Raw genomic sequence first — 26,699 nt, forward strand, 5'->3', positions numbered from 1 at the left:
GGGTGGACGTTCGGAATCCTCACCTTGATCGCGCTCTCCGTGGGACGGATCGAGCGATTCGGCCAGCAAGGCACTCAGGTTTCCATCGTCGGCTTCTTCACATTCTCCTCGGGCCAAGGACGCATTGACTACATCGGCTACCTGGCCCCCTCGATGGCCCTCGGCGCGCTCTGCGGCCTCACCGCCCACCTCGTCCTCGCGCCCGCCCGCCACGTCCCCCACCGGCAACAAGCCGTCGCCGACCTCTACGCCGCGATGAGCCGCCGTCTCGACGACCTGGCCGAACTCCTGGAAGGAAACGATCCTGATACCCAGCGCATCCGGCACTGGCGCCACGACTGGCGCAACCTCGCCGCGCAATGCGAACGCATCCAGACCACCATCGACACCGAGATCGAGAACAGCCGCCTCCACCCGCGCCGAGCCATCGACGGCGAGCCACCGGTAGTAGCCCGAGCGCGAGACCTGCAGAACCCGGCATATCCGCTGAACGCCGAAAGTCTCGGCGTGGGCGGGGACGAAGTCCCAGCGGCAGGCCTTCACTTCATCTCCCTAGCGAAATAGGCCGCCGCCCGGCGCAGGATCTCCTGCTCGAGCTCTCACTCCTTCTCCGCCTCGCGCAGCCGACCGTTCTCCGCGCGCAACCGGACCAGCTCCTCATCCCTGCTTACCCCGGCCGGCTCGCCGCGGCCGTGATCGCGGCCCGCATGTTCTTCGGCCTGGCGCACCCAGCCCCGCAGCGTCTCGCCGGTCACCCCGACATCCGCCGCGACCGCCGCATACGTGCGTTTGTGAGAACCGGGTTCGGGAGGTCGGAACTTCGGCCGATTCCGATCGGTGAAATCAATTGCGTTCATCGTAATTTGTTGCGCACGCTGCATTCATGAGTGTCTACGACGAGATCGCCGCGATCCTCCATCCGATGCCCGAGCCGGACGACATCGACCCGGAGATCTACAACGACGTCTGCCACGACATCGACGCCGCCCGCAAGGAGACGGCCTTCAACCTCGAAGCCGCCTCCGACAGCGACCCGGAGGAGAACGAGCCGCTGCTGTCGGCCATCGGCATCGCCCGATCCCGCAAGGAGCAGGCCGAGGCCGAGATCCGCCGCCTGGTCGCGTACGGACGGGAGTTCACCCGCCCTCGCCCCTACAAGCTCGCCGACCTCGCCGCCGCCTCCGGCATGTCCGTCTCCGGGGTCCGCACCGCCTACGGGCACCAGGAGGTCGCCGACGTCGAGCAGGCCACCGGTCGCAAGCCGCGCGAGTGGCGGGCGACCTCCCCGGACGATCCGCCCGAGGACGGCGCCGAGTGACCGCCCCCGCCGAGGAGGCGTTACCGCCAGCCTGCGTCTGCCCGCAGCCGTGGGCGGAGCTGGTCACCGTCATCGAGGGGCACCGGTTCGCCGCCCGCCCGGCCGCGAGCCTCGGGCCTGCCGCCGCGCTCTTCCGCGCCCACTGCGCTATCTGCAGTGCCGAGTATGCGGGGCCGTGGCGGCTCATCCCCGGCCAGCGCCGGGCCTCGTGACGGTTTGTCGGTGGGCGGCGGCATCATGAAGGAGATGAGCGAGGAGATCATCGGTGACCAGGACACAGTCCGCGACGAGGACCGGGATGCCGGCGGGGATGACGACGACGCGTACGACCGGGACCAGTGACGCATGCCCAGCTACCACCGGACCAAGGGCGGCGCCGCCCAGCTCGGCGTCGCACCCGGCGAGCCGGGCCCCTTCGGTACGTACGAAGAGGACCCGGCTCCCCAGGAGGCAGACCGGGGCGGGACTGTCACGGATCTGTCCTCCCGCCCCGGAGACCAGTTCGGCGGCTGACGTACGGCCGCCCCTTCGTCAGCGGTGGTGGGCGAGGAAGACGCGGGCGCGTTCGTCGAGTTCGGCCGCTACCCGTACGCCGCGGGACCGGTACGGACGCAGGTCTGAGCGCAGGGTCCGGACGGCCTTGAGCGTGCGGGTGGACTTCACCCCGGCCATGGTGTCGATCGCCCGGCCCCAGGTGGTGCACGCCTGCGCGATGCCGCCCTGCTTGGCCTGCTGCTCAGCCTGTGCCACCAGGTCGAGGGCGATGATCCGCGCGTACGTCGCCCCGGGCCGGCTCGCGGCGGCGGTCGCATAACTGCGCGCGGAGTTCCCCGCGGTCGCCGAGCGTCTCGAAGACTTTCGCACTGCGACTGTGAACAGTGGCGACGGGCGGGCCCCACACCAGGGCCCAGAACGGGACGTCGTCGGCCGCCGCGCCGACGGCGAGGGCTGCGTGGGCGCGGTCGACGTCGGCGAGCGCGGCCTGGCGCTGGCCGGTCTTGGCGAGTACGTGCGCGTGCGTGACGGCGAACAGCGCCTCGACCTGGGAGTCCACCCGGCCCTTGGCACGGTCCAGCCGGTCTCGGCGAGCGCCAGGCAGTGCTCGGGCCGGTGCAGTTTCATGCCCTGCTGCGACATGGTCCGCATCACGAACCCGTCCTGACCTGGGATTCCGGACTCCCGGGCGAGCCCCAGCGACTGCATGTAGTACCGCTGCGCGAGACCCTGCTCACCGCTGTCGTACGCCTTCCAGCCGCACAAGTGAGCTGCCGCGGAGGCGACGGAAAGCGCCTCGGCGCGGGCTTCCTCGCTGCTGAAGCGGGCCCGGCACAGGTCACGGACGTCGGTGATCAGGTACTGCACGAACGCGGCCCGGCCGTGCTGGCCGCCATGTTTCTCGTCCATGTCCATGAAGAGCTTCACCATGTCGCGTACGGCCGCGACGTCGGCGTGCCCGGCGAGCGCACCGCCTGCGCACCTTCGCACCCTCAGACATCGACATCTCCTCATCTCCCCACGGATGAACCAGATGACTCTCTGCCCGCACGTGCCGCCGATCCGCGCGTCTGCCCTTGCGGACTCACCCTGCAACGCTCGGCAGGTGGTCGTCGACATTTCTGGTCATCGCCGTCAGGGCGCGGGAGACCTCGGCGCTGATGCGTTCCGCTGTCGCCCGGTCGAAGAGCTCGGTGGCGTAGATGAGGGTGCCGGTGATGCCACCCAGGTCGGGCTGCTCCGAGAGCTGGAACAGCAAGTCGAAATCGGTATGGGGTACGGGCACCGGGCGGACCTGGGCCGCGAGTCCCGGAAAGCCGAGGGTCTCGTGACCGCGCAGCGCGGTGTACGTGACGGCGACCTGGAACAGCGGGTGCCGCGCGAGCGACCGCTCCGGGTTCACCAGCTCGACGAGCCGGTCGAAGGGGTACTCCTTGTGGTCGTGCGCGGCGAGCAGGCGGTCCCGGACCTGCCCGATCAGTTCGCGGTAGGTCGGACGCCCGGAGGCATCGGCGCGCAGCACCACCGTGTGCACGGCACAGCCCACGAGGCCGTCCAACGCCTGCGTGTCACGGCCGCTGACGACGACGCCGACCGGAATGTCCTGACCCGCTCCCATGCGGGCGAGCGCGGCGACGAGTGCGGCGTGCCAGATCATGTAGCCGCTGGCGCCACAGTCGCGCGCGATCCGGTGCATCCGCTCGTGGGTCGTGGCGGTCACGGAGAACGTGACGCCGGCGGCGCGCTTGTCGGCCACCGCGGCTCGGGGGCGGTCCAGGGGCAGCGCCAACTCGTCCGGCAGGCCGCTGACGGCCGCGCGCCAGTACCCGGCCTGGGACGCGGCGAGACTGCCGGGCTCGGCTTCGTCGCCCATGCGGGTGTGGAGCCACTGGGCGTAGTCGGCGTACTGCGGGGCGGGCGCGGGCCAGGTGGGGGGCTCGTCCTGGAGCCTGCTGCCGTAGGCGGCTGCGAGCTCCCGCAGGAGGGGGACCAGCGACTCGCCGTCGACGGCGATGTGATGCATGACGAGGAGCAGCACGTGCCGGTCGCGGGCGACGCGCAGGAGCCGGACGCGCAACGGCGGTCGGCTCAAGAGGTCGAAACCGGTTCGGAGTTGCGCCTCGATCGCGGCGTCGAGTCCGTCCTCGGTCACGTGGGCCCCCATCAGGTCGAGGGGGGCGGACTCGGGCGGCAGGATCCGCTGGACCGGGCCCTGCTCGGTGTACGGGTAGACGGTCCGCAGGATCTCGTGGCGGGCCACGACGTCCTGCAGGGCGGCGCGGAGTGCGGCCGTGTCGATTTCGCCGCGCAGTTCGAGGGCCGCGGTGGTGAGGTAGTCCGGCTGATGGCCCGCCAAGTAGTGGATGGTCCACAGACGTTCCTGGGCGGGTGACAGCGGGGCCTCGGTGGGACGGGGGCTCGACGGCGACCGGGGCGGGAGTGCGGGATGTGCGGTCGGGGTCTGTGGGGTGTCGGCGAGGCGTCGGTCCAGCGCGCCCACGGTGGGCGCGTCGAAGAGGTCGCGCATCGTGACGCGTGCGTCGAGTGCGGCGCGCAGACGGCTCACCAGCCGCATGGCGGCCAGTGAGTTGCCGCCCAGCGCGAAGAAGTCGGCGTCGGTGGCGACGCTGTCGACACCGACGTCGAGGGCTTCGGCGAACAGGGCGGCGATGACCTCCTGGCGTGGCGTGCGCGGCCCGTGAGCACCGTTGGCTGCGGGCGCGGGCAGGGCGGCCGTGTCGACCTTGCCGTTGGCGGTCAGGGGAAGGGCTCCAACCGTGACGATCGACGCGGGGACGAGATAGCCGGGAAGACGGGCGGCCAGCCGCGCGCGCAGCTCCGCCGGGTCGACGGCGGTACGGGGGACGACGTACGCGGTCAGTGTCTTGCCGCTGCCCGCGGTGTGGGCGGCCACGGCCGCGGCGGCGACCTCGGGCTCGCGGCACAGCGCCGCCTCGATCTCGCCGGGGTCGACGCGGAACCCGTTCACCTTCAGCTGCCGGTCGACCCGGCCGAGGAAGTGCAGTCGGCCGCTCTCGTCCCAGCGCCCGAGGTCGCCGGTGCGGTACAGACGGGAACCGGGTGCGCCGTGCGGGTCGGCGACGAACCGTTCCGCGGTGAGGGCGGGAGCGCGGTGGTATCCGGACGTGAGTCCGGCCCCGGCGACGTATATCTCGCCGGGGACTCCGGGCGCGACGGGCCGCAGCGCCGCGTCGAGGAGCGAGACGGACGTGTTGTCGATGGGCCTGCCGATGGGCAGTGGCTGGTCGTCGAAGGGCCCCTCGGGGATCGGGTGGCCCAGGGCGAAGGTGGTCGTCTCGACAGGACCGTAGTAGTTGATGACCCGCAGGCCGGGGTTGGCCTGCCGGGCGCGGCGGACGGCGGCCGGCGAGACGACGTCGCCGCCGGTGGACACCTGGCGCAGCGCGCCGAGGATGCCGGGTGCCTGTTCGGTGATCAGGTCGAACAGGCCGGCGGTGAACCAGGCGGCGGTGACCCGGCCCTCGGTGATGACGGCGGCGTAGTCGTCGAGGCCGAGGTCACCGGCGGGCGCGAGCACCACCTGGCGGCCGGTGAGGAGGGGCATCCACAGCTCGTAGACCACTGGGTCCCAGGTGTGGGAGGAGTGGAAGAGCACCCGCTCGTGCGCGTCCCCGCGAAAGGCGCGGTCGTGTGCGCGCGCCACGATGTTGCCGTGGGTGACGGCGACGCCCTTGGACATGCCGGTCGAGCCCGAGGTGAACATCAGGCAGGCGGGTGCGTCGGGCGGAACGTGCAGACCGGGGTCGGTCGCGGGCTCGGTGGCCGCCTCGGCTTCCGCGTCCGCCAGTCCGTCCAGGAGCAGTTCCGCACCGGCGTGGTGGAGCAGTTCGCGGACGGCAGTGGGCGGCAGGTCCTGGCGCAGCGGGACGCAGACCGAGCCGAGCTTGGCGAGGGCGAGGAAGGCGACGGCGACCTCGACGGAACGCTCCAGGCGCAGGCCGACCGGCGTGCCGGGGCGCACGCCGCGGCGGCGGAGGTGGTGGGCGAGCCGGTTAGCACGGGAGTTGAGCCGTCCGTAGCTGATCGGCCGGTCGGCCGTCCACAGGGCGGGGCGGCCGGGGTCGGCGTGGACGATCGCTTCGAATGCCTGCGGGAGCGAGTGGGACGGCACCGGGGTGGCCTGACCACGGCCTCGGGCAAGGAGGCGGCCGCGGCGCTCGGGGCCGAGCAGGTCGAGGTCGCGGACGCGGAGGGTGCCCTGCTCCGCCAATGCCCGACAGGCGTCGACGACGAGCCGCCAGATGTCCCCGATGTCGCCGATGTCGCCGAACCGGGCGAGGCGCTCGGGTCGGAGGTAGAAGCGGAAGTCGAGGCGGCCGGCGCGGGGCAGCACCGCGACGGCGAGGGGGTAGTGGGTGGCGTCGTGGACGTCGACTCCGGTGACCCGCAGGCCGCTTCCCTCCTCGCTGAAGTCCTGCGACTCCAGGGGGTAGTTCTCGAAGACGAGCAGGGTGTCGAAGAGGTCGCCGGTGCCGGCCGCCGCCTCGATGGCGGCAAGGCCGAGGTGCTCGTGGTCGAGGAGGCGTACGCGGGCCGCCTGGACGGCCGCGGCGAGGTCCTGGAGCGGAGCGGCCGCGTCGATACGGACCCGGGCGGGCACGGTGTTGATCAGCAGACCGACCATCTGCTCGGCCCCGTCCAGGCCGACGGGCCGGCCCGCGACGGTCACGCCGAAGACGACGTCGTCCCGTCCGGTGAGGTGGCCGAGGACCAGTGCCCATGCCGTCTCGACCACGGTGTTGACGGTGAGCCCGTGCTGGGCGGCCCGGGCGGTCAGCGCGGCGGTGGTCTCCTGCGGCAGGGTGAAGGTACGCGGCGTCGATGGCTCCGGACGGGCGTGCGGCTGGGGGCGGGTGTGCGCGCCCGCGCCACCCACTCGGGTCGGCTCGGCCCCGTCGAGCTCCCGCCGCCAGGCTTCCTGGGCGCGGTCGCCGTCCTGGGATGCCAGCCATGCCAGGTGGCGCCGGTACAACGGCGCCGGTGGCAGCGCCGTTCCGTGGTACAGCGCGAAGAGTTCATGGAACAGGATCGGTACGGACCAGCCGTCGAGCAGTACGTGGTGATGGGTGAAGGCCAGGGACCAGCTCCGGGCTCCCGTGCGGGCCAGCGTGAACCGCAGCAGCGGTGGCCGATGCAGGGGGAACGGCCGCCGGTCCTCGGTGAGGTGCTCGCGGAGCCGGTCGGCGGGCACAGGACCCGAGGCCGGGTCCAGGGTCCGCCAGGGCAGTTCGACCCGAGAGGGAATCACGCACAGCGGGTCACCGCCGTCGTCCATGCGGAACGCGCCGCCCAGATGGGGGTGACGGCGAAGCAGGGACTCGGCGGCCGCACGGAGGCGTGCGGGGTCGACGTCGCCGTCCAGGGTGAGGACGAGTTGGACGACATAGGGGTCGTGGTGGTCAGCGGCGTCCGTCGGGGCGGTGTGGTCCACGGCGCCCGTGGGAGCGCTGTAGTCCGCGGCATCCGTGGGTGCGGTGAGCGAGTGGAACAGCAGACCTGACTGCAGCGGCGCGGTGGGAAGCAGCTCGGCCAGGGGCCCCATCTCGGCTTCGAGGTGGTCGATGTGCGCCTGGGTGACGGAGACCAACGGGAAGTCGGACGGAGTGTGTTCGCCCTCGGCGGTGTCCGCGTAGTGCTCGACGAACGTGGCGAGCACCGCCCGCCAGGCCCGCGCCAAGCCGTCGACCTCGGTCCGGTCGAGGACTCCCCCGGCCCAGGTGCAGGCGAAACTGAAGTGCGGACCGTGGTCACCGGGCTCGACGAAGGCGTCGATCTCCAGGGCGTGGGCGACGGGCAGCGCCGCGTCGGCCTCCCCGCGCAGCGAACCCGGCAGCGGCTCCCAGGCACCACCGTCGGCACCGGGGCCGTCTCCGGTGTCGAAGCGGCCCAGGTAGTTGAAGCCGATCGACGCGGCGGCGGCCAGGCGGGCGCGGACCTCGGGATCGGGGCCGTAGCGCAGCAGGCCGTAGCCGACGCCCTTGTGCGGCACAGTGCGCAGCCGCTCCTTCACCCGCTTCGCCGCGGCATCCAGGCCCGTACCGTGTGCCGTCATGCCGTCCCAGTCGTCCACCCGGGCGTCGAGCGGCACCGGGTGGATGACGGTGAACCAGCCGACGGTGCGCGAGCTGTCGAGGTCGGCCACCTCGTCCAGGTCGAGGTCGCGGCCGTGGCCCTCGATGTCGACGAGGAAGGGCCCGTAGGCGGACTGGTCGGATCGGTGGTGCAGCGCTACGGAGAGGGCGGCGAGGAGGATCTCCGGGACGCCTGCGTGGAAGCGCTGGGGGACGGCGGTGAGCAGGGCCCGGGTGGCCTCCGGACCGAGGGAGAAGCGGAGGGTGGTGGTGTCGCCGACGGTGTCCCGGGAGGGGTCGAGGGGCCGGTGGCCGAGGGGGGTGCACACGGTGGCTTCGGTCCACCATCGGGTCTCCTCCTCGGACGGGGTGACCCCGGCCAGCCTCCGGGCCCAGGTGCGCAGCGGCGTCGGTACGGGTGGCAGTACGGCGGGACGTCCGGCGACGGCGGCGGCGTGGGCGGCCGCCAGATCGGGGAGCAGGATGCGCCAGGACACGGCGTCGACCGCCAGATGGTGGATCACCAGCAGCAGAAGCCCGCGGGCTTCGCCGTCCAGCCAGACCGCGCGCAGCAGGGCTCCCTGACGGGCCGACAGGCGGCGCCGGGCCAGGGCCCGCTGGCGTTCCAACTCGGCCTGCACGTCATCGGTGGGCACACGGGAGAAGCACGCCTCGGCACGGACCGCTCCGGGGGACTGGATCCGGAGGGTGGATTCGGTGTCCTGGACGTCGGGCGCGACGAGCCGCAGGGCGTCGTGGTGGTCGAGGAGTGTCTGAAGGGCGGTGAGCAGGGTGGTCTCGGTGGCATCAGAGGGCACTCGGCAGACGACCGACTGGGCGAAGGTGTCGCCGGGTTCGCCCAGTTCGGCGAGCCGGCGCATGATGGGCGTGCGCGGGAACTCGCCGACGGCTTCCTCCGGGGTCCCGGAACGGGCGGGCAGGGACGAGGGCTCGGCGGCCCGCGCGAGCGCCGCCGGGGTCGGCTGTTCGAAGACGTCCCGGGGGCTGATCAGGACTCCGGCCGCCCTGGCACGGTTGACCAGACGAATGGCGAGGATGGAATCCCCGCCGAGCCGGAAGAAGTCGTCGTCCGGGCCGACGCGTTCGGTCCCGAGGAGCGCGCCGAACAGGGAGACGAGCAGGTCGGTGCCCGGCGCTTCGGCAGCACGGCCGGACCCGGCGGGCCGCGTGGCGGCGAGCGGGGCCGGTGCGAGCGGCGTCGCTGTAGGCGTCACCGGAGCAGGAGACGTCACCGGAGCAGGAGACGTCGCCGCGCGCAGGGCGGCGCGTTCTTCCGCGTCGAGGACGGCGACGGAGTCGAACGGCCGCTGCGGGGCGTCCAGTACGGCGTCGACGAGGCGTCTCAGAACACGCAGGAAGAGCTCGACGGTCCCCCGCTTGTACGCGTCGGCGTTGTACTCGAGTACGCCGTCGAAGCCGCCGACGGCGTTCTGCGTGAACTCGAAGAGCAGGTCGAACTTGGCCATCGACCGGCTGAGTTCGACAGGGGTGCAGCGCAGCCCGGGGAGAGCGGGCACGGCCTGTTCCCCGGAGTGGAGCATCACCATGACCTGGAACAGCGGGTGGCGCCCGAGCACACGGGGCGGCTGCACGGCGTCGACGACGCGGTCGAAGGGAACCTGGTGCGCGAACGCGCTGAGATCGGTCTGCCGTGCCCGGTCGACGACGTCGGCGAAGCCGGGACTGCCGGCCAGGTCGGTGCGCAGCACCACCGTTTCGGCGAAGAATCCGATGAGGTCGTCGACGCCTGCGGTGTCACGGCCCGCGGTGACGGTACCGACGGGGATGTCGGTGCCCGCGCCGAGCCTGCTCAGGAGGCAGGCGACCGCCGCGTGCAGCACCATGAACGGGGTGGCGCCGCGCGCGGCGGCCAACGCGGTGATGCGGCGCCCCAGTTCGGGTTCCCACGCGAAGGTGACGGCGTCGCCCCGGTGAGCGGGAGCGGGCGCCGGCTCGTGGTCCATGGGCAGACAGAGCGCGTCGGGCAGGCCGTCGAGCGTCCGCCGCCAGTGGTCCAGTTCGGTGGCGAGTCTGCTGTCCGGCTTCTCGGCGCTGCCCAGGCGCTCGCGTTCCCACAGCGCGTAGTCGGCGTACTGGACGGCGAGCGGGGGCCAGGCCGGGGCCAGGCCCTGCGTTCTGGCGCCGTAGGCGGTGGACAGGTCACGGGCCAGGGTGCGCAGCGAGTGCTCGTCGGCGACGATGTGGTGCAGGACGGTCAGCAGTGCGTGCTCGTCGGCTCCGGTGGTGAACAGGGTGGTGCGCCAAGGGAGTTCGGTGGTGAGGTCGAATCCCCGGCTCGCCTCGGCGCGCAGCTCGGCGTCGAGTGCGGAGGCCGGTACGGTGCGCACCGTGAACGGGGTCGTCGGTCGCTCAAGGACCAGCTGGGAGGGTTCTTCCCCGGTGTCGGGGAAGAGGGTGCGCAGGCTTTCGTGCCGTTCTTGGATGTCGTCGAAGGCGGCACGCAGCGCCTCCGTGTCCACCGGACCTTTCATACGGACGGCCAGCGGGACCAGGTAGGTGGCGGCCCGGCCTTCCATCCGGTGCAGGAACCACAGCCGGCGCTGGGCGTAGGACGCAGGGACGCGCGTGGGGCGGGGTACGGCTGTCAGGGGGCGGGCCGCCGCTGCGGTGCCGCTGTCGGGGTGCCTGACCAGGTCGGCGAGGCCCGTCACGGTCGGGGACGCGAACACGTCGCGTACCGAGACGGGTGTGCCCGAAGCGTCGGCGAGCCGCTGGGCGAGCCGGTTGGCCGACAGCGAGTCCCCGCCGAGAGCGAAGAAGCTGTCGTCGAGGCTCACCGTGTCGCCGCCCACGCCCAGGACGTCGGCGAACAGCCCGTGCACGAGCGCGTCGAGCTCATCGTCCGGTGCCGGGGCGGCCCGTTCCGTTCGCCCCGGTCGCAGGGCACGCAGCCGCCGCTGGTCCAGCTTCCCGTTGGAGGTGAGCGGAAGGGCGTCGACGAGGTGCACGACGGAGGGCACCATGTGGGCGGGGAGCCGGGCCGCCACGGCGTCGCGGATCACCCGCGGGTCCGGGGCCGCCGATCCGGTGGCGTCGGCCACGACGTAGCCGACGAGGCGCCGGTCGCCCGGCAGGTCCTCCGTGGCCAGGACGGCCGCGGCCTTGATGCCGGGCAGGCCGCTCAGTGCGGCTTCCACCTCTCCCGGTTCGATCCGGAAGCCGCGGATCTTCACCTGCCGGTCGGCGCGGCCCAGGTACTCCAGCCCGCCGTCCTCGCGCCGTCGGGCCAGGTCGCCGCTGCGGTACATCCTCTCCCCCGGCGCCGCGAACGGGTCGGCGACGAAACGCTGCGCGGTCAGGCCGGGGAGGCCGTGGTAGCCGCGCGCGACGCCGGCGCCCGACACGTACATCTCACCCGGCAGACCGGGCGGTACGGGCCGCAGCGCCGCGTCGAGCACATGGACGCGCAGGTCGGGCAGCGGCGTCCCGATGAGGCTCCCCGCGCCTGCCGCGGCGGCGTCGACGCCAAGAGGCCTCGCGGTCACATGGACCGTGGTCTCGGTGATCCCGTACATGTTGACCAGGCGGGGCGCGGTGTCGGCGTGCCGGGCGTACCAGTTGAGCAGCCGCCACGGTTCCAGCGCCTCGCCGCCGAAGATGACGTACCGCAGCGCGAGCCGGTCCCCCACCGCCGGGCGCCGGGCGTCGGCCTCGGCGAGCTGGGTGAACGCGGAGGGCGTCTGGTTGAGTACCGTCACCTCCTCCCGGACGAGGAGGTCGAGGAACTCGTCCGGGGAGCGGGCGGTGTCCTCCCCTACGACGACGAGGCGGCCGCCGTGCAGCAGGGCGCCCCACAGCTCCCAGACGGAGAAGTCGAAGGCCGTCGAGTGGAAGAGGGTCCACACGTCGTCGGCGCCGAACCGGAATTCCTGTTCGGTCGAGGTCAGCAGCCGGGCGACGTTGCCGTGCGTGACGACGGCGCCCTTGGGCCGGCCGGTGGAACCCGAGGTGAAGATGGTGTAGGCGGGATCGTCGGGTCGGGGGCGGCGGGCCGGCTGTCGTTCGCTGTCCGGGGCGGACGGCTCGTCGAGGCGCAGCACGGGGATGTCCGGGGCCGGTGGCGCGTCGTGGCCGCGGGTGATCAGCAAGGCGGGCGCGGCATCGGTGAGGGTGGCCAGGAGCCGCTCGTCCGGGTACGAGGGGTTCAGCGGCACATAGGCGGCACCGGCTTTGAGGACGCCCAGGATCGCCACGACGAGGTCGAGCGAGCGCGGCAGCGCGATGGCCACGGACCGGCCGGGCCGCACCCCGCGCCCCGCGATCCTGCGGGCCACCTCGTTCGCCCTGTCGTCGAGCTGCCGGTAGCTCAGGGCCTCGCCGTCGTGGACGACGGCCGTCGCGTCGCCCCTGGCACGGGCCTGCCGCTCGAACAGGTCGACGAGGGTCTCGGACGGTCGTGCCGCGCTTCCGGTGGGGCGGGCGGGCGCGTCGGTGAACGCGAGGCGGCCGGTCGTCAGCGCGTCGGGCGCGTCGGCGACGGCGGTCAGTGCCGTGAGGAGGCGCCTCTGGTGGGCCGTGATGTCCTGCTCGGTGTACTGGGTGGCGGAGGCGTCGATGTCGACGCGCAGCGCGGCCTCGCCGTTGTCGTACACGCCGATGGAGAGTTCGTCGCTCTGCCCGGGTGAGCCCTCGTGGACGGTCGCCCGGTGCCCGGCGAACTCCAGGTCGGTGTCCATGGACATGAGGTTGACCGTGGGCCCGACGATCCGGCGCCCGTCGGCGAGCGCGCCGGCGTCGCGGACGATGTCCTCCAGGCGGTACCGCTGGTGCCGGAGCACGGCCGTGATCTCCGTGCTCGCGGCCCGCGCGAGGTCCGCCACCGGGCGAGCGGGGTCGACGGTGAGGCGGAGCGGCACCACGTTGGCGACGGTACCGAGTGCGGCGCGGGCCGCCCTGCCGACCCGGCCCGGCACCGAGAGGCCGAGGACGACATCGCGTTGCCCGCTGTCGGCGTGCAGCAGCGTGGCGGTGGCCGCGCACACCAGGGAGGGCCATCGGACGTCCCACGCTTCGGCCTTCGCCCGCAGCCGCGCCCACTGGTCCGGGTCGAGGCGGGCGGAGCGCCGGAGGTGGCCGGAGGAGCCGGGCGGCACCGGCCCCTGGGCCAGGACGGGGGCGTCGTCCAGGCCGGCGAGTTTCTCCGCCCAGAACGCGGCGTCGTCGCGGAAGCGGGCGGAGGCGCGGTAGCGGGCGTCCTCGGTGAGCAGGGTCTCCACCCGGTCGAAGACTCCGTCGTCTACGGGCCGCCCCGAGCACAGCGCGGTGTAGGTGTCGGCCACGCGCCGTATGAACGTGGCGGTTCCGGTGCCGTCGAACAGCAGATGGTGCAGGCGCAGGCACCACAGGTGGTCCGTCGGCGAAGCCCTGATCAGAGAGTGCTCGAACAGCGGCGCCACGGAGAGGTCGAACGGCTTCTCGTACTGTGCCTCGATGAACCGCGCGGCGGCCTCCATCGGCCGTTCGGCGCCCGAGACGTCGATGCGGCCCAATGCCCAGTCGGGCACCGCCTCGACGAACTGGCGGGCCCCGTCCGGGGTGTGGGCGAACCGCACGCGCAGGGTCTCGCTGCCGTCGACCACGATGTGCAGCGCCTGTTCGAACCGGTCCGCGTCGACGGGGCCGTGGATGTGGACGTACTGGCCGACGACGTAGCGCAGGCCTGTCGGGTCCAGCTCCTGCCCGAACCACAGGCCCGCCTGCGCCGCCGACAGGTTCCATCCCTCTTCGCTGTGCACGGCCTACTCTCCCTCCAGCAGGCCGATTTCACCGGCGAGCACCTTGCCCACCTCGGCCAGTGAGTCGGGGTTGCCCATGTCGGCGTGGAGGAACCGACTGTCGACGACGCGGATCCGGCCGTCCTGCACGTAGGGCAGCCATGAGTCGACGGTCATCGGGACCGACGCGTCCTGGCGTCCCGCGAAGAAGAGGACATCGCCCCGGAAGACGTCCGGCCGGAAGGTCCGGCCCAGTTTCAGGTTGTTGCTGTACACGCTTCCCATGCCGATCAGATGCCGCTCGGCGACGCCGGACAGCACGCTGTCGGTGCTCTGTACGAGCTCCAGGAACCGCTCGGTGGTCAGCTCGTCGACGCGCAGTCCGGCGGGATGGACGCCGGCGAACGACAGCAGCGTGGCGAACATCGCGCGCGCTCCGCCGAACGCGTCCTCCGGCGGCAGCGACGGGTGGTCGGCGACGACGTACGAGTCGAGGAGCGCGAGCAGCCCGACGCGTTCCCCCGCCGCCTGCAGCCTGGTGGCCGCGGCATGCGCCACCATCCCGCCGAACGACCAGCCAAGGAGGTGGTAGGGCCCCTTCGGCTGGATGCTCCTGATCTGCGCCACGTAGTCGTCGGCCATGTCCGCGATGTCGCCGGGCAGCGGCTCGTCCCCGCCCAGGCCGCGGGCCTGGAGCGCGTAGACCGGGTGATCCGCACCGAGTTGGCGCATCAGCACCGAGTACATCCAGCCGACTCCGCCGGCCGGATGCACGCAGAACAACGCGGGGCGGTCGCCGGTGCGGCGCAGCGGCAGGACGACGTCGAACGCGAAGCGTTGGTCGTCCGTTCCCAGTCGCTCGGCGAGGGCCGCCACGGTCGGCGCGACGAACAGGGTCGCGGTGTCGACGCCGCTGCCCCAGGTCAGCTCGATCCGCCTGGCCAGCTGGGCGGCGAGCAGGGAGTGGCCGCCCAGGTCGAAGAAGTTGTCGTCGATGCCGACGGCCGACAGGCCGAGGGTCTCGGCGAACAGCTCGCAGAGGTGCTTCTCCAGCACTGTTCGCGGTGCCCGTCCCGCCGTCGTGTCGGGTGCCTCGGGGTCCGGCAGCGCGGCGTGGTCGATCTTCCCGCTCCGTGTGCGGGGCAGGTCGGGCAGGACGACGACGGCGGAGGGCACCTGATGGGCGGGGAGCACCTCGCGCAGTCGTCGGGGCAGCTCGGTCGGCAGCGCCGCCGCGACGCCCGCCGTGGCCGGTTCGTGCACGGCGGGGCCGTCGGGGGCCGCGGTGGGGGCGTACACGTCGCGGACCGGGGCGGCAGCCGAGGTGGGCAACAGGACGGCGTCGAACCGGCCCGGCGCGGCGGACGGCGCGGCGAGCACGCGGTAGCCGGACCTCTCCGCCAGGTCCTCGATGTCGGCCGGGCGGACGCCCGGGTCGTCGGGCACCGTCAGGTCGAGGGCGCCGATCGTGGTCGCCGGCGCCGCGGCGTCGAGGGCGCGTGCCGCAGCGAGGTCCGCGGCAAGGCGGGCGTCGGGAATGTCGGTGATACGCAGCGGCGTCGTGCCGCCGGCCGAGGACAGCAGGGCGGACAGCTCGGCAGGACCGCGGACGTCGGTGCCCCAGACGAGGGGCATGGCCGAAGCCGCCGAGGTGCTGGGCACCGGCGCCTTGTAGAGGACGGCGTCGTAGCGGTAGCGCGTCAGCTCGTTGTCGTGGCTGCCGGACTTCAGGCGGATGTCGGCCGCGTCGCCGAAGCCGCCGAAGAACTCCGGCGCGACCGCGAGCTCCTTGTCGAGGAGCAGCCTCCGTCCGATGGCGAGCCGGGCCTGGGCCACGGTCGTCACCGCACCGGCGGCACCGACACCGGCCGCGGTGAACAGCACGGAGCGGCTCCTGACGTCCCGGACGTCGCCGACGAAGACCGCACCGCCGGGCGCGAGGAGGCGCAGCGCACCGGTGAGCACCCGCTCCAGGTAGGCGCGCGAAGGGAAGTACTGCACCACGGAGTTGAGGATGATCGTGTCGAAGTGGCCCTCCGGCAGCCCGGAGAGGTCGTCGGCGGTCTGTTGGCTGACGGTGACCTTGCCGCTCAGTGCGGGCGCCGCCGCCACGTGCCGGCGGAGGGTGTCGACGGCGGTCGGGGAGATGTCGGTCGCGTGGTAGCTCTCGCAGTGCGGCGCGAGCGGGGCGAGGACCGCTCCGTTGCCCGCGCCGATCTCGAGGACCCGCCGGGGGGCCAGCTCGCGGACGCGGTCGACCACGGCGTCCCGCCACTCCCGCATCGCCTCGCGGGGAATGGGGGAGCCGTCGTAGGAACTGTTCCAGCCGACGAAGGAGTCGCCGAAGGGGGCTTCGTCCGGGGACGGGGACTCCCGGTCGACGCCGCCCTCTCTGTCGTAGACGCTGTCGTGCACCGCCACCCAATCGGCGAGGACTTCCTCCTCCGGCACGGCGCCCGGTGCGGCGGACAGCTCGGGCACCACGTAGGCGACCAGGCGTGAACCGTCGTCCCCCGTCGTCCAGACCCGCACCGCCGCCTGGGCCACGGCCTCGTGTGCGAGCAGCGCGGACTCCACCTCGCCGGGCTCGATCCGATAGCCGCGGATCTTGACCTGACGGTCGGAGCGGCCGGTGAACTCCAGCTCGCCGTCGGCGTTCCAGCGGCCGAGGTCGCCCGTGCGGTACATCCGCCGGCCCGGCGCCCCGAACGGATCGGGCACGAACCGCTCGGCGGTGCGGGCGAATTGGCCGACGTAGCCGCGGGCGAGGGCGGGGCCCGACAGGTACAGCTCGCCCTCGCGGCCGGGCGGTACCGGGCGCAGCGCGGCGTCCAGGACGTGGATCCGGGTGGTGGCGACGGGGCGGCCGATGGTGGTGCTCGCGCCGGTCAGCTCGTCGCTGATGGTGGCGCAGGCGGTGGACTCGGTCGGCCCGTAGCCGTTGAGCATGGGATGCCGAGCGGCCCAGCGGGCCACCAGTTCGGCAGGCAGTTCCTCACCCACGACGCGGATCAGGCAGCCGTCGGGCAGGCCCGCGTCGGGATCGAGCACGGCGAGGGCGGACGGGGGAAGGGTGAGGGTGGTGATCCGCTCCTCGTGGGCGAGGCGTTCGAGCCCGCGGCCGGGCAGCAGCCGCTCCGGAGAGGCGACGACCAGGGTCGATCCGCTGCACAACGTCTCGAACATCTCGTAGAGCGCGGCGTCGAAGGCCAGGGAGGCGAACTGCAGCACTCGGCTGCCCGGGACGATCCGGGACTGTACGGCGGTGCTGCTCAGCATCGCCGCCACGCCGGTGTGCTGGACGAGGACGCCCTTGGGCCGCCCGGTCGAGCCCGAGGTGTGGACGATGTAGGCCGCATGCGAGGGCAGCAGGGGGCAGGTCCGCTCCGCGTCGGCCACGGGACGGCCGTCGTGTCCGGCGATGCGCTGAGCGGTGTCCGGATCGTCGAGAACGAGGAGGTCGGCGGCTTCGCTCAGGGCCAGCCGCATGGCGAGGGCCCGATCGGTGATCACAGTGGCGGGCCGGGTGTCCCCCAGGACGAGCCGGAGCCGCTCCTCGGGGTGGTCGGGGTCGATCAGCGTGACCGCGGCGCCCGCGGCGAACGCCCCGAACACCGCCGTCACGGTCTGCACCGAGCGCGGCAGTGCGAGCGCGACCACCTGTTCCGGACCGACGCCGCGGGCGATCAGTTCCCTGGCGATGCCGTTGGCCGCGGCGGACACCTCGCGGTACGTGAGGTCCGTGCCGTCGGGTCCGGCGCTGCGGACGGCGGGCGCGTCGGGCGCCGCCGCCACCTGCTCCTCGAACAGGGCGGTGATCGTGCGGGGGGCCACGTCGGCGTCGCCGCCGCTGTACGCGGCGAGGGCCGCTCGCTCGTCGTCGTCGAGCAGGTCGAGGTGGGACAGGCGGGTATCGGGAGCGGAGGCCATCAGGTCGAGGAGGCGCAGCGTTCTGGAGAGGAAGCGCTCGGCCGTCGCCCGGTCGAGGACGTCCTCGCGGTGGAGCAGATGCAGCAGCATGCCTCCGGTCACCTTCGGCGCGGCCATCAGGGTGAGCGGATAGTGCCCCGCGGTCTCGTTGCGCGCGGCGTGGAACGACAGTTCGGGGACATCGCCCCAGGGGTCGCGGTCGACCGGGAAGTTCTCGAACACCATGCCGGTGTCGAAGAGCGTGTCCACGCCGACCGCGTGCTGGATCTTGGTGAGACCGAGGTGGTGGTGTGACAGCAGCCGTGTCTGCTCGCCCTGTACCCGCTGCAGCAGCTCGGCCAGCGACTCGGCCGGGGAGACGGTGACCCGCATGGGGATGGTGTTGATGAGGAAGCCGACGATCGACTCGACGCCGGCCACCTCGGGGGCGCGGCCGGATACGGCCACCCCGAACACCGCTTCGCTCCTGCCCGTCCACTGGGCCAGCAGCAGGCCCCAGCACACCTGGAACAGGGTGTTGACGGTGACACCGAGCCGGGCCGCCGACCGCGTGAGCGCATCGAGCTGTGCCACGCTCAGCTCATGCTGGAGCCGCGCCGGCCAGGCGGAACTGCGGTGCAGTCCGGCGGGGTCGATCAGGGTCGGCTGGACCGGACCCAGCGCCTCGCGCCATGCCCGTACGGACTCCTCCTGGTCCTGCTCCCCGAGCCAGGCGAGGAAGGTGCGGTGGCGCGGGGCGTCGTCGAGCGCGTCCAGGCGGTCCGGGTCGGCGTAGAGCTGGAACAGGTCACGGGCGACGATCTGCACCGACCAGCCGTCGAACAGGATGTGGTGTGCGGTCATCAGCAGCCGGAACTGTTGCTCCCCCTGCCGGATCAGGGTCAGTCGGAGCAGCGGCGGTTCGGCCGGGTCGAAGCGTGTGGTGCGGTCCGCCTCGGTGAGCCGCGCGGTCTCCTTCTGCTGCTCTTCCTCCGGCAGGTGGGTGAGGTCGATCTCGGTGAAGGCCGGTTCGGCGTCGGCGCTGACGACCTGCACGGGCCTGCCGGAGGGCAGCCGGAGGAAGGCCGCCCTGAGCCCGGTGTGCCGTCGGCACAGCAGCGCTGCGGCGCGGCGCATCGCGCCCGCGTCGAACGGGCCGGTGAAGTCCAGGGCCGACTGCAGCACGTAGACGTCCTCGTCGAGGCGGTCGTGGCTGTTGTGGAAGAGCAGTCCCTCCTGTACGGGCGTGAGCGGCAGGACGTCCTCCGCCCAGGGGCAGGTCGCCGCCAGCCAGGCGCGCTCCGCGGCGTCAAGATCGATCAGCGGCGCCTCGTGGTCCGCGGCCGGTGGCTCGGCATCGGGGGTGCTCTGCGGTACGGCCACCTCTGCCAGGAGGGCGGGGGTCTTGCGCTCGAACACATCCTCGACGGAGATGACAAGGCCGGCCTGGCGGGCACGGCGTACCAGCTTGATGGAGGAGATGCTGTCGCCGCCGACCGCGAAGAAGCTGTCGTCCGGCGCCACGTCGGGACGGCCCACGACCGTGGCGAACACCTCGCGCAGGATCTCCACCGGGCCTCTGGTGACCGGCGCGGGCGCGGGCGTCGCCTCGTCGCTCTCGGCCCGGGCGGCCAGCGCGAGCCGGTCCACCTTGGCGTTGGGGTTCCGGGGCAGGGCGTCCACCGCACGGATGGCGGCCGGAACGTACGGCTCGGGCAGTTCGGCCCGCAGCGCGTCGGCCAGCGCCTCCGGCACGCACGCGGCGCCCTGCGGCACGACGAAGGCGGTGAGCCGGCGGTCGCCCTCGCCGTCGTCGGTGGCGACGACGACGGCCTCGGCCACGCCCTGCTGCCTCAGCAGAGCAGCCTCGACTTCGCCGAGTTCCACTCTGTGGCCGCGCACCTTGACCTGGTTGTCGACACGGCTGACGAACTCCAGTTGCCCGTCCTCGGACCAGCGCGCGAGGTCACCCGTGCGGTACATCCGCCCGCCCGGCCGGTCGGAGAACGGGTCCGCGAGGAACCGCTCCGCGGTCAGCGCGCTGCGGTGGGCGTAGCCGCGTGCCAGATAGTCCCCGGCGAGGTAGAGCTCGCCGACGTCCCCGAGCGGCACCGGGCGCAGCGCCGCGTCGAGGACGTGGCAGCGCACGTTGGTCGCGGGGCGGCCGACCGATGGGTTTCCGGCGGCCTGCGGGTCGCACTGCCAGGCGGCGGCGTAGACGGTGACCTCGGTCGGCCCGTAGAGGTTGAACACGCGGGTTTCCGGGAGGCGTTGACGCAGCTCCCTGACCAGCTCGGCGGGGAGCGGCTCGCCGGAGAAGCCGTAGTTCGCCGAGCGCTCGGCCACCCACTCCGCCTCGTGGACCCGCCGGTACAGCGAGGGCACCGCGGTGATCAGGCTGCCGTTCCAGTCGGGGGCGTCGAGCAGCGACAGGACGTTGGGCACCAGGTCGATGCTGCCGCCGGTCATCAGGGGCACCAGGATCTCGAGGACCGACATGTCGAAGCTCAGCGAGGTGGCGCCGAGCACCCGCTCGAACGCCGAGGCGCCCATCTCGGCCACCGCCCAGGCGGCGAAGTTCACCACGTTCCGGTGTGTGATCACCACGCCCTTCGGGTTTCCGGTCGAGCCCGAGGTGTAGATGACGTAGGCGGCGTTCTCCGGTGCGGGCTTCGCCCGCGTCGGTGCCAGCCCCTCCCGCGCCGGTGCGTCGACGGGGGCGGCCGGCTCGGCGCCGGTGGCGGCATCGTCCAGTACCAGGACCGGTGGCGCGTCCGCCGCGGGGAGTTGGCCCACCAGCGCGGCCGTGGTCAGCACGGCCGCGGGCCGCGCGTCGTTCAGGAGATAGCGGATCCGGCCGTCCGGGTACTTGGGGTCGATCGGCACATAGGCCGCGCCCGACTTCAGTACGGCCAGTAGGGCGACCACCATCTCGGGGGTCCGGGGCACCATGACGGCGACCAGGCGCTCCGGTCCCGCACCCCGCTCGGCAAGGAGCCGGCACACACGGTCCGCCCGCTCGTCGAGTTCGGCGTAGGTCAGCTCGCTCCCGCGGTGGCGCACCGCCACCGCGCCGGGAGCACGGCGGACCTGCTCCAGGAACGCCCCGGACACGGTCCCCTCCGGCACCTCGCGCGCGGTGTCGTTGAACTCCTCGCGGTACCGCGTGAGTTCCTTCTCGTCCGCGAGGTCGAACCGGGCGACGGGCAGGTCCGGTTGGCGTGCCATCCGCTCGAGGAGAGCCACGAACCGGCGCTGGTGGTCGCCCGCCTCGTCGGCCCGTACCTCCGTCTCCCACTCGCCGTCCGCGTCGACCCGCACGTCAAGACCGGTTGCCGGGGCCCAGACCGACACCACCGCGGCCTCGCAGGATCCGAACGGGACGGTCCGGTTGTGATCCACCAGCTCGCACGCGAGGACCTGGTCTGCGTCCGCGGGCTTCGACGACGGCTCGTCCGACGCGGCGAGCCCGCCGCTTCGCCCCGCGTGGCGCAGTTGAGCGCCCGCCGCGCGCGCCACCTCGGCGAAAGTGAGGCGCGGGTTCATCGCGAGCCGGACGGGAACGGTCGTGCCGGATCTCCGGTACCCGATCACCAGGTCGTCCGATCCGAACCTGCGGTGCGCGTAGACGGCGACTGCCGCAAGGAGCACTGCTCCTGGACCCCCGCCGCTGCGTCGGGCGGCCCTGGCCAGGGCCGCGCCCGCCGTGACGCGGGTCCGGTCCGACGCGTCGAAGCGGGCCATGCGCGCGGGCCCGACGACCTGGGGCCCGGGCCCGACCGCCCGGGGCGCGGACTCGCCGGTGGTAGCGGCCGCGCGCTGGTCTCCCGCCCGGTCGGCTGCGGTGTCCGTGCGCTCGTCGGCGGGGACCTCGGCGGCGCCGGACGCCGTGGCGTACCGGGTGGCGACGCGGCGCAGGGTCGCGTCCATCGCCTCCTCCGCCGCCGGACCGTGGTGCAGCTGGAACCAGCCGTATCGCTCCGGGCTCAGGCGGAAGAGGAGGTGAACGGAGCCCGGTGCCTGGTCCGCATCGGGCGCGCGGTCGAGTTCCGCCTCGACCCGAGCCCTGACCAGGGCATCCGAATCGGCCGTGCCGGTGGCGTCGATCATCTCGAACCCGGCGCCCGAGCCTGCCATCGCGGCGCGCAGCGCCGCCTCCCGCACCGGGCCGCGCAGGCTGACGTACTGGGCGGCGTACGGTGCGGAGCCCTGGGCGCCGTCGGTGTTCCCGGCGTCGGACGCGCCGCGTCGGGGGTTCTCAAAGGCAGCGGCCCGACCGCCGGGCTCGACGGCCCCGCCAGGACCCGCTCCTCCCGGCTCACGGCCGTGGGTGTACGTGTTCATCGCGCCGTCTCCTCCAGCATGGCAAGGTCGTCCGACCGGTTGTCCTGGATGATGTGGTCGAGCGCCACCTCCTGCACGGACGCCTCGGGGCAGTCCGTCAGCCCGGTCAGCAGACGCGTCAGGTCGGTGGCCATGGTCAGCACGGTGCTCTCGTCGAAGAGCTCCGGTGCGTAACCGATCACGAGTGTCAGTCCCGCGTCCGACCGGGACCAGGACAGGCTGAGCTCGGCTCCGTGCCCGTCCGCCGTGGTGCTGTTCCCGGCGTATCGCACGGGGAGCGGCCCGGCCTCGGGGGCGAACGGCTCCGCAGGCGTGCGGTGGAGCCGGTCCCGCAGTGCGGTGAAGCCCGGTTCGTCGGACAGGTCGGCGCGCACCGCGACCGGCCCGTGCGGGGTGTCGGCCAGGACCGCTACCTCGTCCTGGCCGGTGTACCAGCCGAGCAGGACCAGCCAGGCGGCGAGCAGGGCGCCGTCAAGCTCGCTCCGTACGTCGCCGGCCGCCGACTCCGGCTCCACAACCGCATCCGCATCGACATCCGGCCCCGGCCCCACGAGGAGACCGCCGTCGACCACCACGGTGGCTGTGGCCGACGCGTGGACCGGGCCGGAGGAGCGCGGCCGGTCGGCCGGAACCCGCATCCGCGGCAGCGGCGCGGAGTCCGCGGGCGCGGACCGTTTCGGTGGTACCGACCCGCCCTGGAGACCGGGTACGGGCTGGAGACCGGGTACGGGACGGTCGGTGTCCCTCGTTCCTGCGAGGTCGTCGAGGATGCCGAGATAGGCCGCGGTCAGCTCCGCCGCAGTCTCCTCGGTGAACAGCTCGGTGCTGAACTCCAGGCAGGCCACCATGTCCTCGTCCCCTTCACGGTCGTTGGTGAGGAGGGTCAGATCCCACTTGGCGGTACCGGCCGGCATCCCGCCGAACCTGTTGGCGACGGTGTCGCGCTGGTCGAAGAAGTCACCCACCGCGGTGCCGAGCGCCTGGATCGGCGGCAGTTCCTGATGCACGAAGGACACGTCGAACAGCGGTGCCCGGCTCAGGTCCTTCTCACCGCCGAGCGCGTTCACGACCCGGTCGAAGGGGATCTCCTGGTGCTCCAGCGCGCCGAGCACCACCGACCGGACCTGCCGCAGGAGTTCGCGCACGCTGGGTTCGCCCGACAGGTCGGCGCGCAGTGCCACCGTGCTGTTGAAGAAGCCGATGAGGCCCTCCAGTTCGGGACGGTTACGACCGGTCGTCGGAGAGCCGACCACGATGTCGCGCTGTCCGCTGTACCGGGCGAGCAGCACGTACAGAGCGGTGAGCAGGACGACGAACAGGGTCACGGACTCGCGGCGGGCCAGCTCTCTGAGCGCCCTCAGGACCGGCGCCGGGACAGTGAACGGACACAGATCGCCGACGAATCGTCTCCGTGGGGGTCGCGGGTGGTCCGTGGGCATCGTGAGCACGGGCGCGTCACGCAGCGTGCTGACCCAGTAGGCGAGTTCGTGATCGAGCGCGGAGCGTGCGAGCAGATCACGCTGCCAGCCGGCGTAGTCCCGGTAACGGATAGGAAGCGGGTCGAGTTCCGCCCGCCGCCGCTCCTGGCGCGCGGCGTAGAGAATCGGCAGCTCGCGTTGGAAGATCTTCGGCGAGTGTCCGTCATTGACCGCGTGGTGAACCGTGACCTGGAGGACGTGCTCGTCGGGGCCGAGCCGGACGACGAGCACCTGCAGCAGGGGGTCGTGCTCCAGGTCGAACCGCACTTGTGCCACCTCGCGCACCAACTCCCGCGCCGCGGCCACCGGGTCGCGCTCCGCCGCGACATCGGTGAAGCGGAAGAAGTCGCCGAGCGTCGGCCGGATCCGCAGCATCGGAGTGCCGTCCACGTCGACGAAGTTGGAGCGGAGCACCTCGTGCCGCTCCGCCAGGTCCTCCCACATGCCGCGCAGCGCGTCCACGTCGAGGGGACCGCGGATGTGGCTGACCATCGGCAGGTTGTAGAGCGTGGTGTCGGGGTCGAGCTGGTGGTGGAACCACATGCGCTCCTGGCCGAACGACAGGACCAGTTCGTCCCTGGGGGTGATGGGCGGCAGGGCCTCGGACGCCGCGTCCGCCGGTGTGATCAGCTCGGCGAGGTCGGCCACCCGGGGTCGTTCGTACACGTCGATCAGCTTGGGCCGGACGCCGTACCGGGACTGGATCCGGTCGACCAGTTGCAGCGCGATGAGGGAGTTGAGGCCGAGGTCGAAGAAGTCGTCATCGGGGCTGATGGGCCCTTCGGCGTGCAGCAGTTCCCGCAGCGTGCTCTGCAGCCAGTCGACGCCGTCCAGCGGCTCGGTGCTCTCCTCAGGTCCCGCCGCACCGGCCGTGACAGCCGCGACGGCCGTCGGTGCGGCCGGGTGCGGGGCATCGCCGGACCGTTCCGCGCGCAGTTCCGCGGCGGCCGTGGGCACGGCGGCAGCGAGGGCCCCCGCCGACGGTACGGGAGTGGCGGGGACCGCCGGGGGCGGCGATACGGAGGCGTCAGGCACCGCTGGAGGCGGCGGAACCACTGAGGTCGGCGGCACGAACGTGGCGCGCACCGCTGAGGACGGCGTTACGGGCGCGGGCCAGCACGGCGAACCGAGCAGGGGATGGCCGGGCAGCCGCACCCGCGCGGCGTACGCGGGCGCCGACTGCACCTGAGCCCAGTCCACGTCGATGCCGCTCTCGTACAGCAGGCGGGCCACGTCCGTGAGCCCGTGGGCAACCCGCACCCGGGCCCCCGCGTCGCCGGCGAGGCGCTCGGCGAGCAGGCTGCCGAGGACTCCTTCCGGGCTGGGTTCGAGGAAGAGGACCGGACCGTCGGCGAGGAGGGTCCGGGCCGCGCGGACCAGTCCGTCGGCGTCGATCGGCGCGGCCTGTACGGCGGCGAACTCCGCCGGGTCGCCGAGGGTCGAGCGGCCGAGGACGTACCGCGCCGCGAACCGGGACGTGCCGCTGCCCAGAACGGCGTCGAACGCGATGCCGCGGAGCCGGAGCGCGTCGTACAGGGCGATCTGCGCCGCGAGGATCTCGGCCGCCCTCCCGGTCGCGGGAAGGGCGGACGGCAGTTCACCCCCGCTGATGCCCGCGGGCATCGCATCTTGCGAGAGCAGCAGGGCCACGGCCGGAGGCTTGCGGCCGTCGCGTGCCCGGCCGTCCTCGGCCCGCAGCCAGGTCGCCTGAGCCGCGAGCTGAACGGCCAGGTCCGGGGTGCTCCGCGCCGTCACCGCGACGCGGTACGCGTGGTGTGTGCGGCCCTGGTTGAGGGTGTACGCCACGTCGTCCAGGGCGAGTTCGCTGTTCCGCAGGGCAAGCGCCAGGTCCCCGCACAGTTGGGTCAGCGCCTCGTGGGTGCGGGCCGAGACTCCGACGAGCCGCGGTTCCCCGGCAGGCGCCCGCGGTCCTGCGGGGCGGGCCGGCTCCGGCGGCTGCGCCACCACGCAGTGCGCGTTGACGCCGGCGAGGCTGAACGAACTGACTCCGGCGAGCCGGGGCTCGCTGCCCGCCGACGGCCATGGGCGCGTCTCGGTGAGCACCTCGATCCCGGCCGCGGCCAGATCGATGTCCTGTGTCGGCCGCTCGAAGTGGAGCGAGGGGTAGAGCTCGCCGTGGTGCACGCTGAGCACGGCCTTCACCAGTCCGGCGATACCGGCCGCGTGGTCGAGATGGCCGATGTTGGTCTTCACCGAGCCGATCGGAAGGGGATCCTTGCGGCCGGAGAACGCCTCGGCGATCGCCTCCAGTTCGACGGCGTCGCCGAGGCGGGTCCCCGAACCATGGGCTTCCAGGTAGCCGGCCTGCTGCGGGTCGGCGCCCGCGGCGGCCCACGCCTTGGCGATGACGCGCCGCTGTGCCGCCGCGCTCGGGGCGCTGATGGTGCTGGCGGTGGCCCCGTTGTGGAGCGTGGCACTGCCCCGGATCACGGCATGGACCGGTGCACCGTCCGACAGCGCGCGGCGGAGGGTGGTGAGCAGCAGCACGGCCCCGCCTTCACCCGAGACGGTTCCGTCGGCGTCGGCGTCGAAGGCCCGGCACCGGCCGCTCTGCGACACCAGTTCGGTGAAGCCGACCGCCTCCGCGACCGGGATTCCCTCCACCCGGAGGCTGACGCCCCCGGCTAGGGCGTACTCGGCGTCACCGGCGGCCAGTTCGCGGCAGGCGTGGTGTACGGCGATCAGGGAGCCGTTGCACCCGGTGTCGACCGCGTAGCACGGTCCCGCGAGGCCGAGGGTGTGCGCGATGCGTGCGGGAAGCCCGAACGGGGCGTTGCCCAGAGCGCCGAGCGCCCCCTGTTCGCCGATGAGGGTGTGATAGCCGGACGCCGAGGCGCTGCACACCACCGCTGTCTCGCTGCCATGGAAATCCGCCACCGAGTAACCGGCGTCCTCGATCGCCCGGTGGGCCAGGGTCAGGGCCATCCGGTGCTGGGGGTCGATCAGCGCGGCCTCACGCCGGGAGATGTGGAAGAAGGCGTGGTCGAACGTGTGGATGTCCTCGACATGCCCCATGGGGAGACGGTTCACGGCCGCGTCCAGGCCGGTCGCCTCGGCCCGCTCCGGCGGCATCGGACCGACCCGGTCCCGCCCCGCGGTGAGGCCGGAGCGGAACTCCGCCAGGCTCGACGCCCCGGGGAAGCGGAGGCCGATGCCGACGATCGCGATGTCCTCTCCGCGCCAGGCGTTCTCACCACGCCTGATGTCCGCGCCGTCCGGTCTGTCCGCGTCAGCCGGTCCCGGACGTAAGCCGGTCATGCTGGCT

9 protein-coding genes are annotated in these 26,699 nt (G+C 72.8%); 4 read left to right on the forward strand and 5 right to left on the reverse strand.

The annotated features are described in order from the left end of the window. Nucleotides 1-24: 24 nt before the first annotated feature. On the forward strand, nucleotides 25-564 hold the full coding sequence (locus ACFWZ5_RS00555; RefSeq protein WP_384786934.1) for a hypothetical protein: 540 nt from the start codon (nucleotides 25-27) through the stop codon (nucleotides 562-564). 35 nt (nucleotides 565-599) lie between these two features. On the opposite strand, the gene ACFWZ5_RS00560 is transcribed toward ACFWZ5_RS00555, so the two are convergent. Next, nucleotides 600-881, reverse strand: a complete 282-nt coding sequence (locus tag ACFWZ5_RS00560; protein WP_384786937.1) for a transposase — start codon at nucleotides 879-881, stop codon at nucleotides 600-602. 2 nt (nucleotides 882-883) lie between these two features. Here ACFWZ5_RS00560 and ACFWZ5_RS00565 point away from each other — a divergent pair, with 2 nt between their 5' ends. Both ACFWZ5_RS00565 and ACFWZ5_RS00570 read left to right on the forward strand, forming a co-directional pair. Next, nucleotides 884-1,318, forward strand: coding sequence for a hypothetical protein (locus ACFWZ5_RS00565; RefSeq protein WP_384786940.1), 435 nt, complete (start codon nucleotides 884-886; stop codon nucleotides 1,316-1,318). A gap of 345 nt (nucleotides 1,319-1,663) precedes the next feature. Beyond that, a complete protein-coding gene (locus tag ACFWZ5_RS00570; RefSeq protein WP_384786943.1) occupies nucleotides 1,664-1,831 on the forward strand; it encodes a hypothetical protein in 168 nt (55 codons plus the stop codon). An 18-nt stretch (nucleotides 1,832-1,849) separates the two neighbouring features. Here ACFWZ5_RS00570 and ACFWZ5_RS00575 read toward each other — a convergent pair whose 3' ends face one another. Further along, the gene (locus ACFWZ5_RS00575; protein WP_384786945.1) at nucleotides 1,850-2,182 is read right to left on the reverse strand and encodes a hypothetical protein; all 333 of its coding nucleotides are present in this window, start codon (nucleotides 2,180-2,182) and stop codon (nucleotides 1,850-1,852) included. 7 nt (nucleotides 2,183-2,189) lie between these two features. Here ACFWZ5_RS00575 and ACFWZ5_RS00580 point away from each other — a divergent pair, with 7 nt between their 5' ends. Then, a complete protein-coding gene (locus tag ACFWZ5_RS00580; RefSeq protein ID WP_384786951.1) occupies nucleotides 2,190-2,480 on the forward strand; it encodes a hypothetical protein in 291 nt (96 codons plus the stop codon). Between the two features lie 417 nt (nucleotides 2,481-2,897). Here the strand turns inward: ACFWZ5_RS00580 and ACFWZ5_RS00585 are convergent, their stop codons facing one another. From ACFWZ5_RS00585 to ACFWZ5_RS00595, 3 genes are read right to left on the reverse strand one after another with little or no spacing between them, the layout of a single operon-like run. Further along, on the reverse strand, nucleotides 2,898-13,703 hold the full coding sequence (locus ACFWZ5_RS00585) for an amino acid adenylation domain-containing protein (protein WP_384890052.1): 10,806 nt from the start codon (nucleotides 13,701-13,703) through the stop codon (nucleotides 2,898-2,900). Between the two features lie 3 nt (nucleotides 13,704-13,706). After that, complete coding sequence (locus ACFWZ5_RS00590) at nucleotides 13,707-21,935, reverse strand: amino acid adenylation domain-containing protein (RefSeq protein WP_384786961.1); 8,229 nt, start codon at nucleotides 21,933-21,935, stop codon at nucleotides 13,707-13,709. Next, nucleotides 21,932-26,692, reverse strand: a complete 4,761-nt coding sequence (locus tag ACFWZ5_RS00595) for a condensation domain-containing protein (protein ID WP_384786964.1) — start codon at nucleotides 26,690-26,692, stop codon at nucleotides 21,932-21,934. Before ACFWZ5_RS00595 ends, ACFWZ5_RS00590 begins: the two co-directional genes overlap by 4 nt. Between the last annotated feature and the right edge of the window lie 7 nt (nucleotides 26,693-26,699).

The sequence above is a fragment of the Streptomyces sp. NPDC059003 genome, assembly GCF_042740445.1.
Lineage (GTDB): Bacteria > Actinomycetota > Actinomycetes > Streptomycetales > Streptomycetaceae > Streptomyces.

Excerpts from the sequence above, each read along its gene's own strand:
- ACFWZ5_RS00560 (WP_384786937.1), bottom strand. The coding sequence starts at position 881 with ATGCAGCGTGCGCAACAAATTACGATGAACGCAATTGATTTCACCGAT.
- ACFWZ5_RS00565 (WP_384786940.1), top strand. The coding sequence starts at position 884 with ATGAGTGTCTACGACGAGATCGCCGCGATCCTCCATCCGATGCCCGAG.
- ACFWZ5_RS00570 (WP_384786943.1), top strand. The coding sequence starts at position 1,664 with ATGCCCAGCTACCACCGGACCAAGGGCGGCGCCGCCCAGCTCGGCGTC.
- ACFWZ5_RS00590 (WP_384786961.1), bottom strand. The coding sequence starts at position 21,935 with ATGAACACGTACACCCACGGCCGTGAGCCGGGAGGAGCGGGTCCTGGC.
- ACFWZ5_RS00595 (WP_384786964.1), bottom strand. The coding sequence starts at position 26,692 with ATGACCGGCTTACGTCCGGGACCGGCTGACGCGGACAGACCGGACGGC.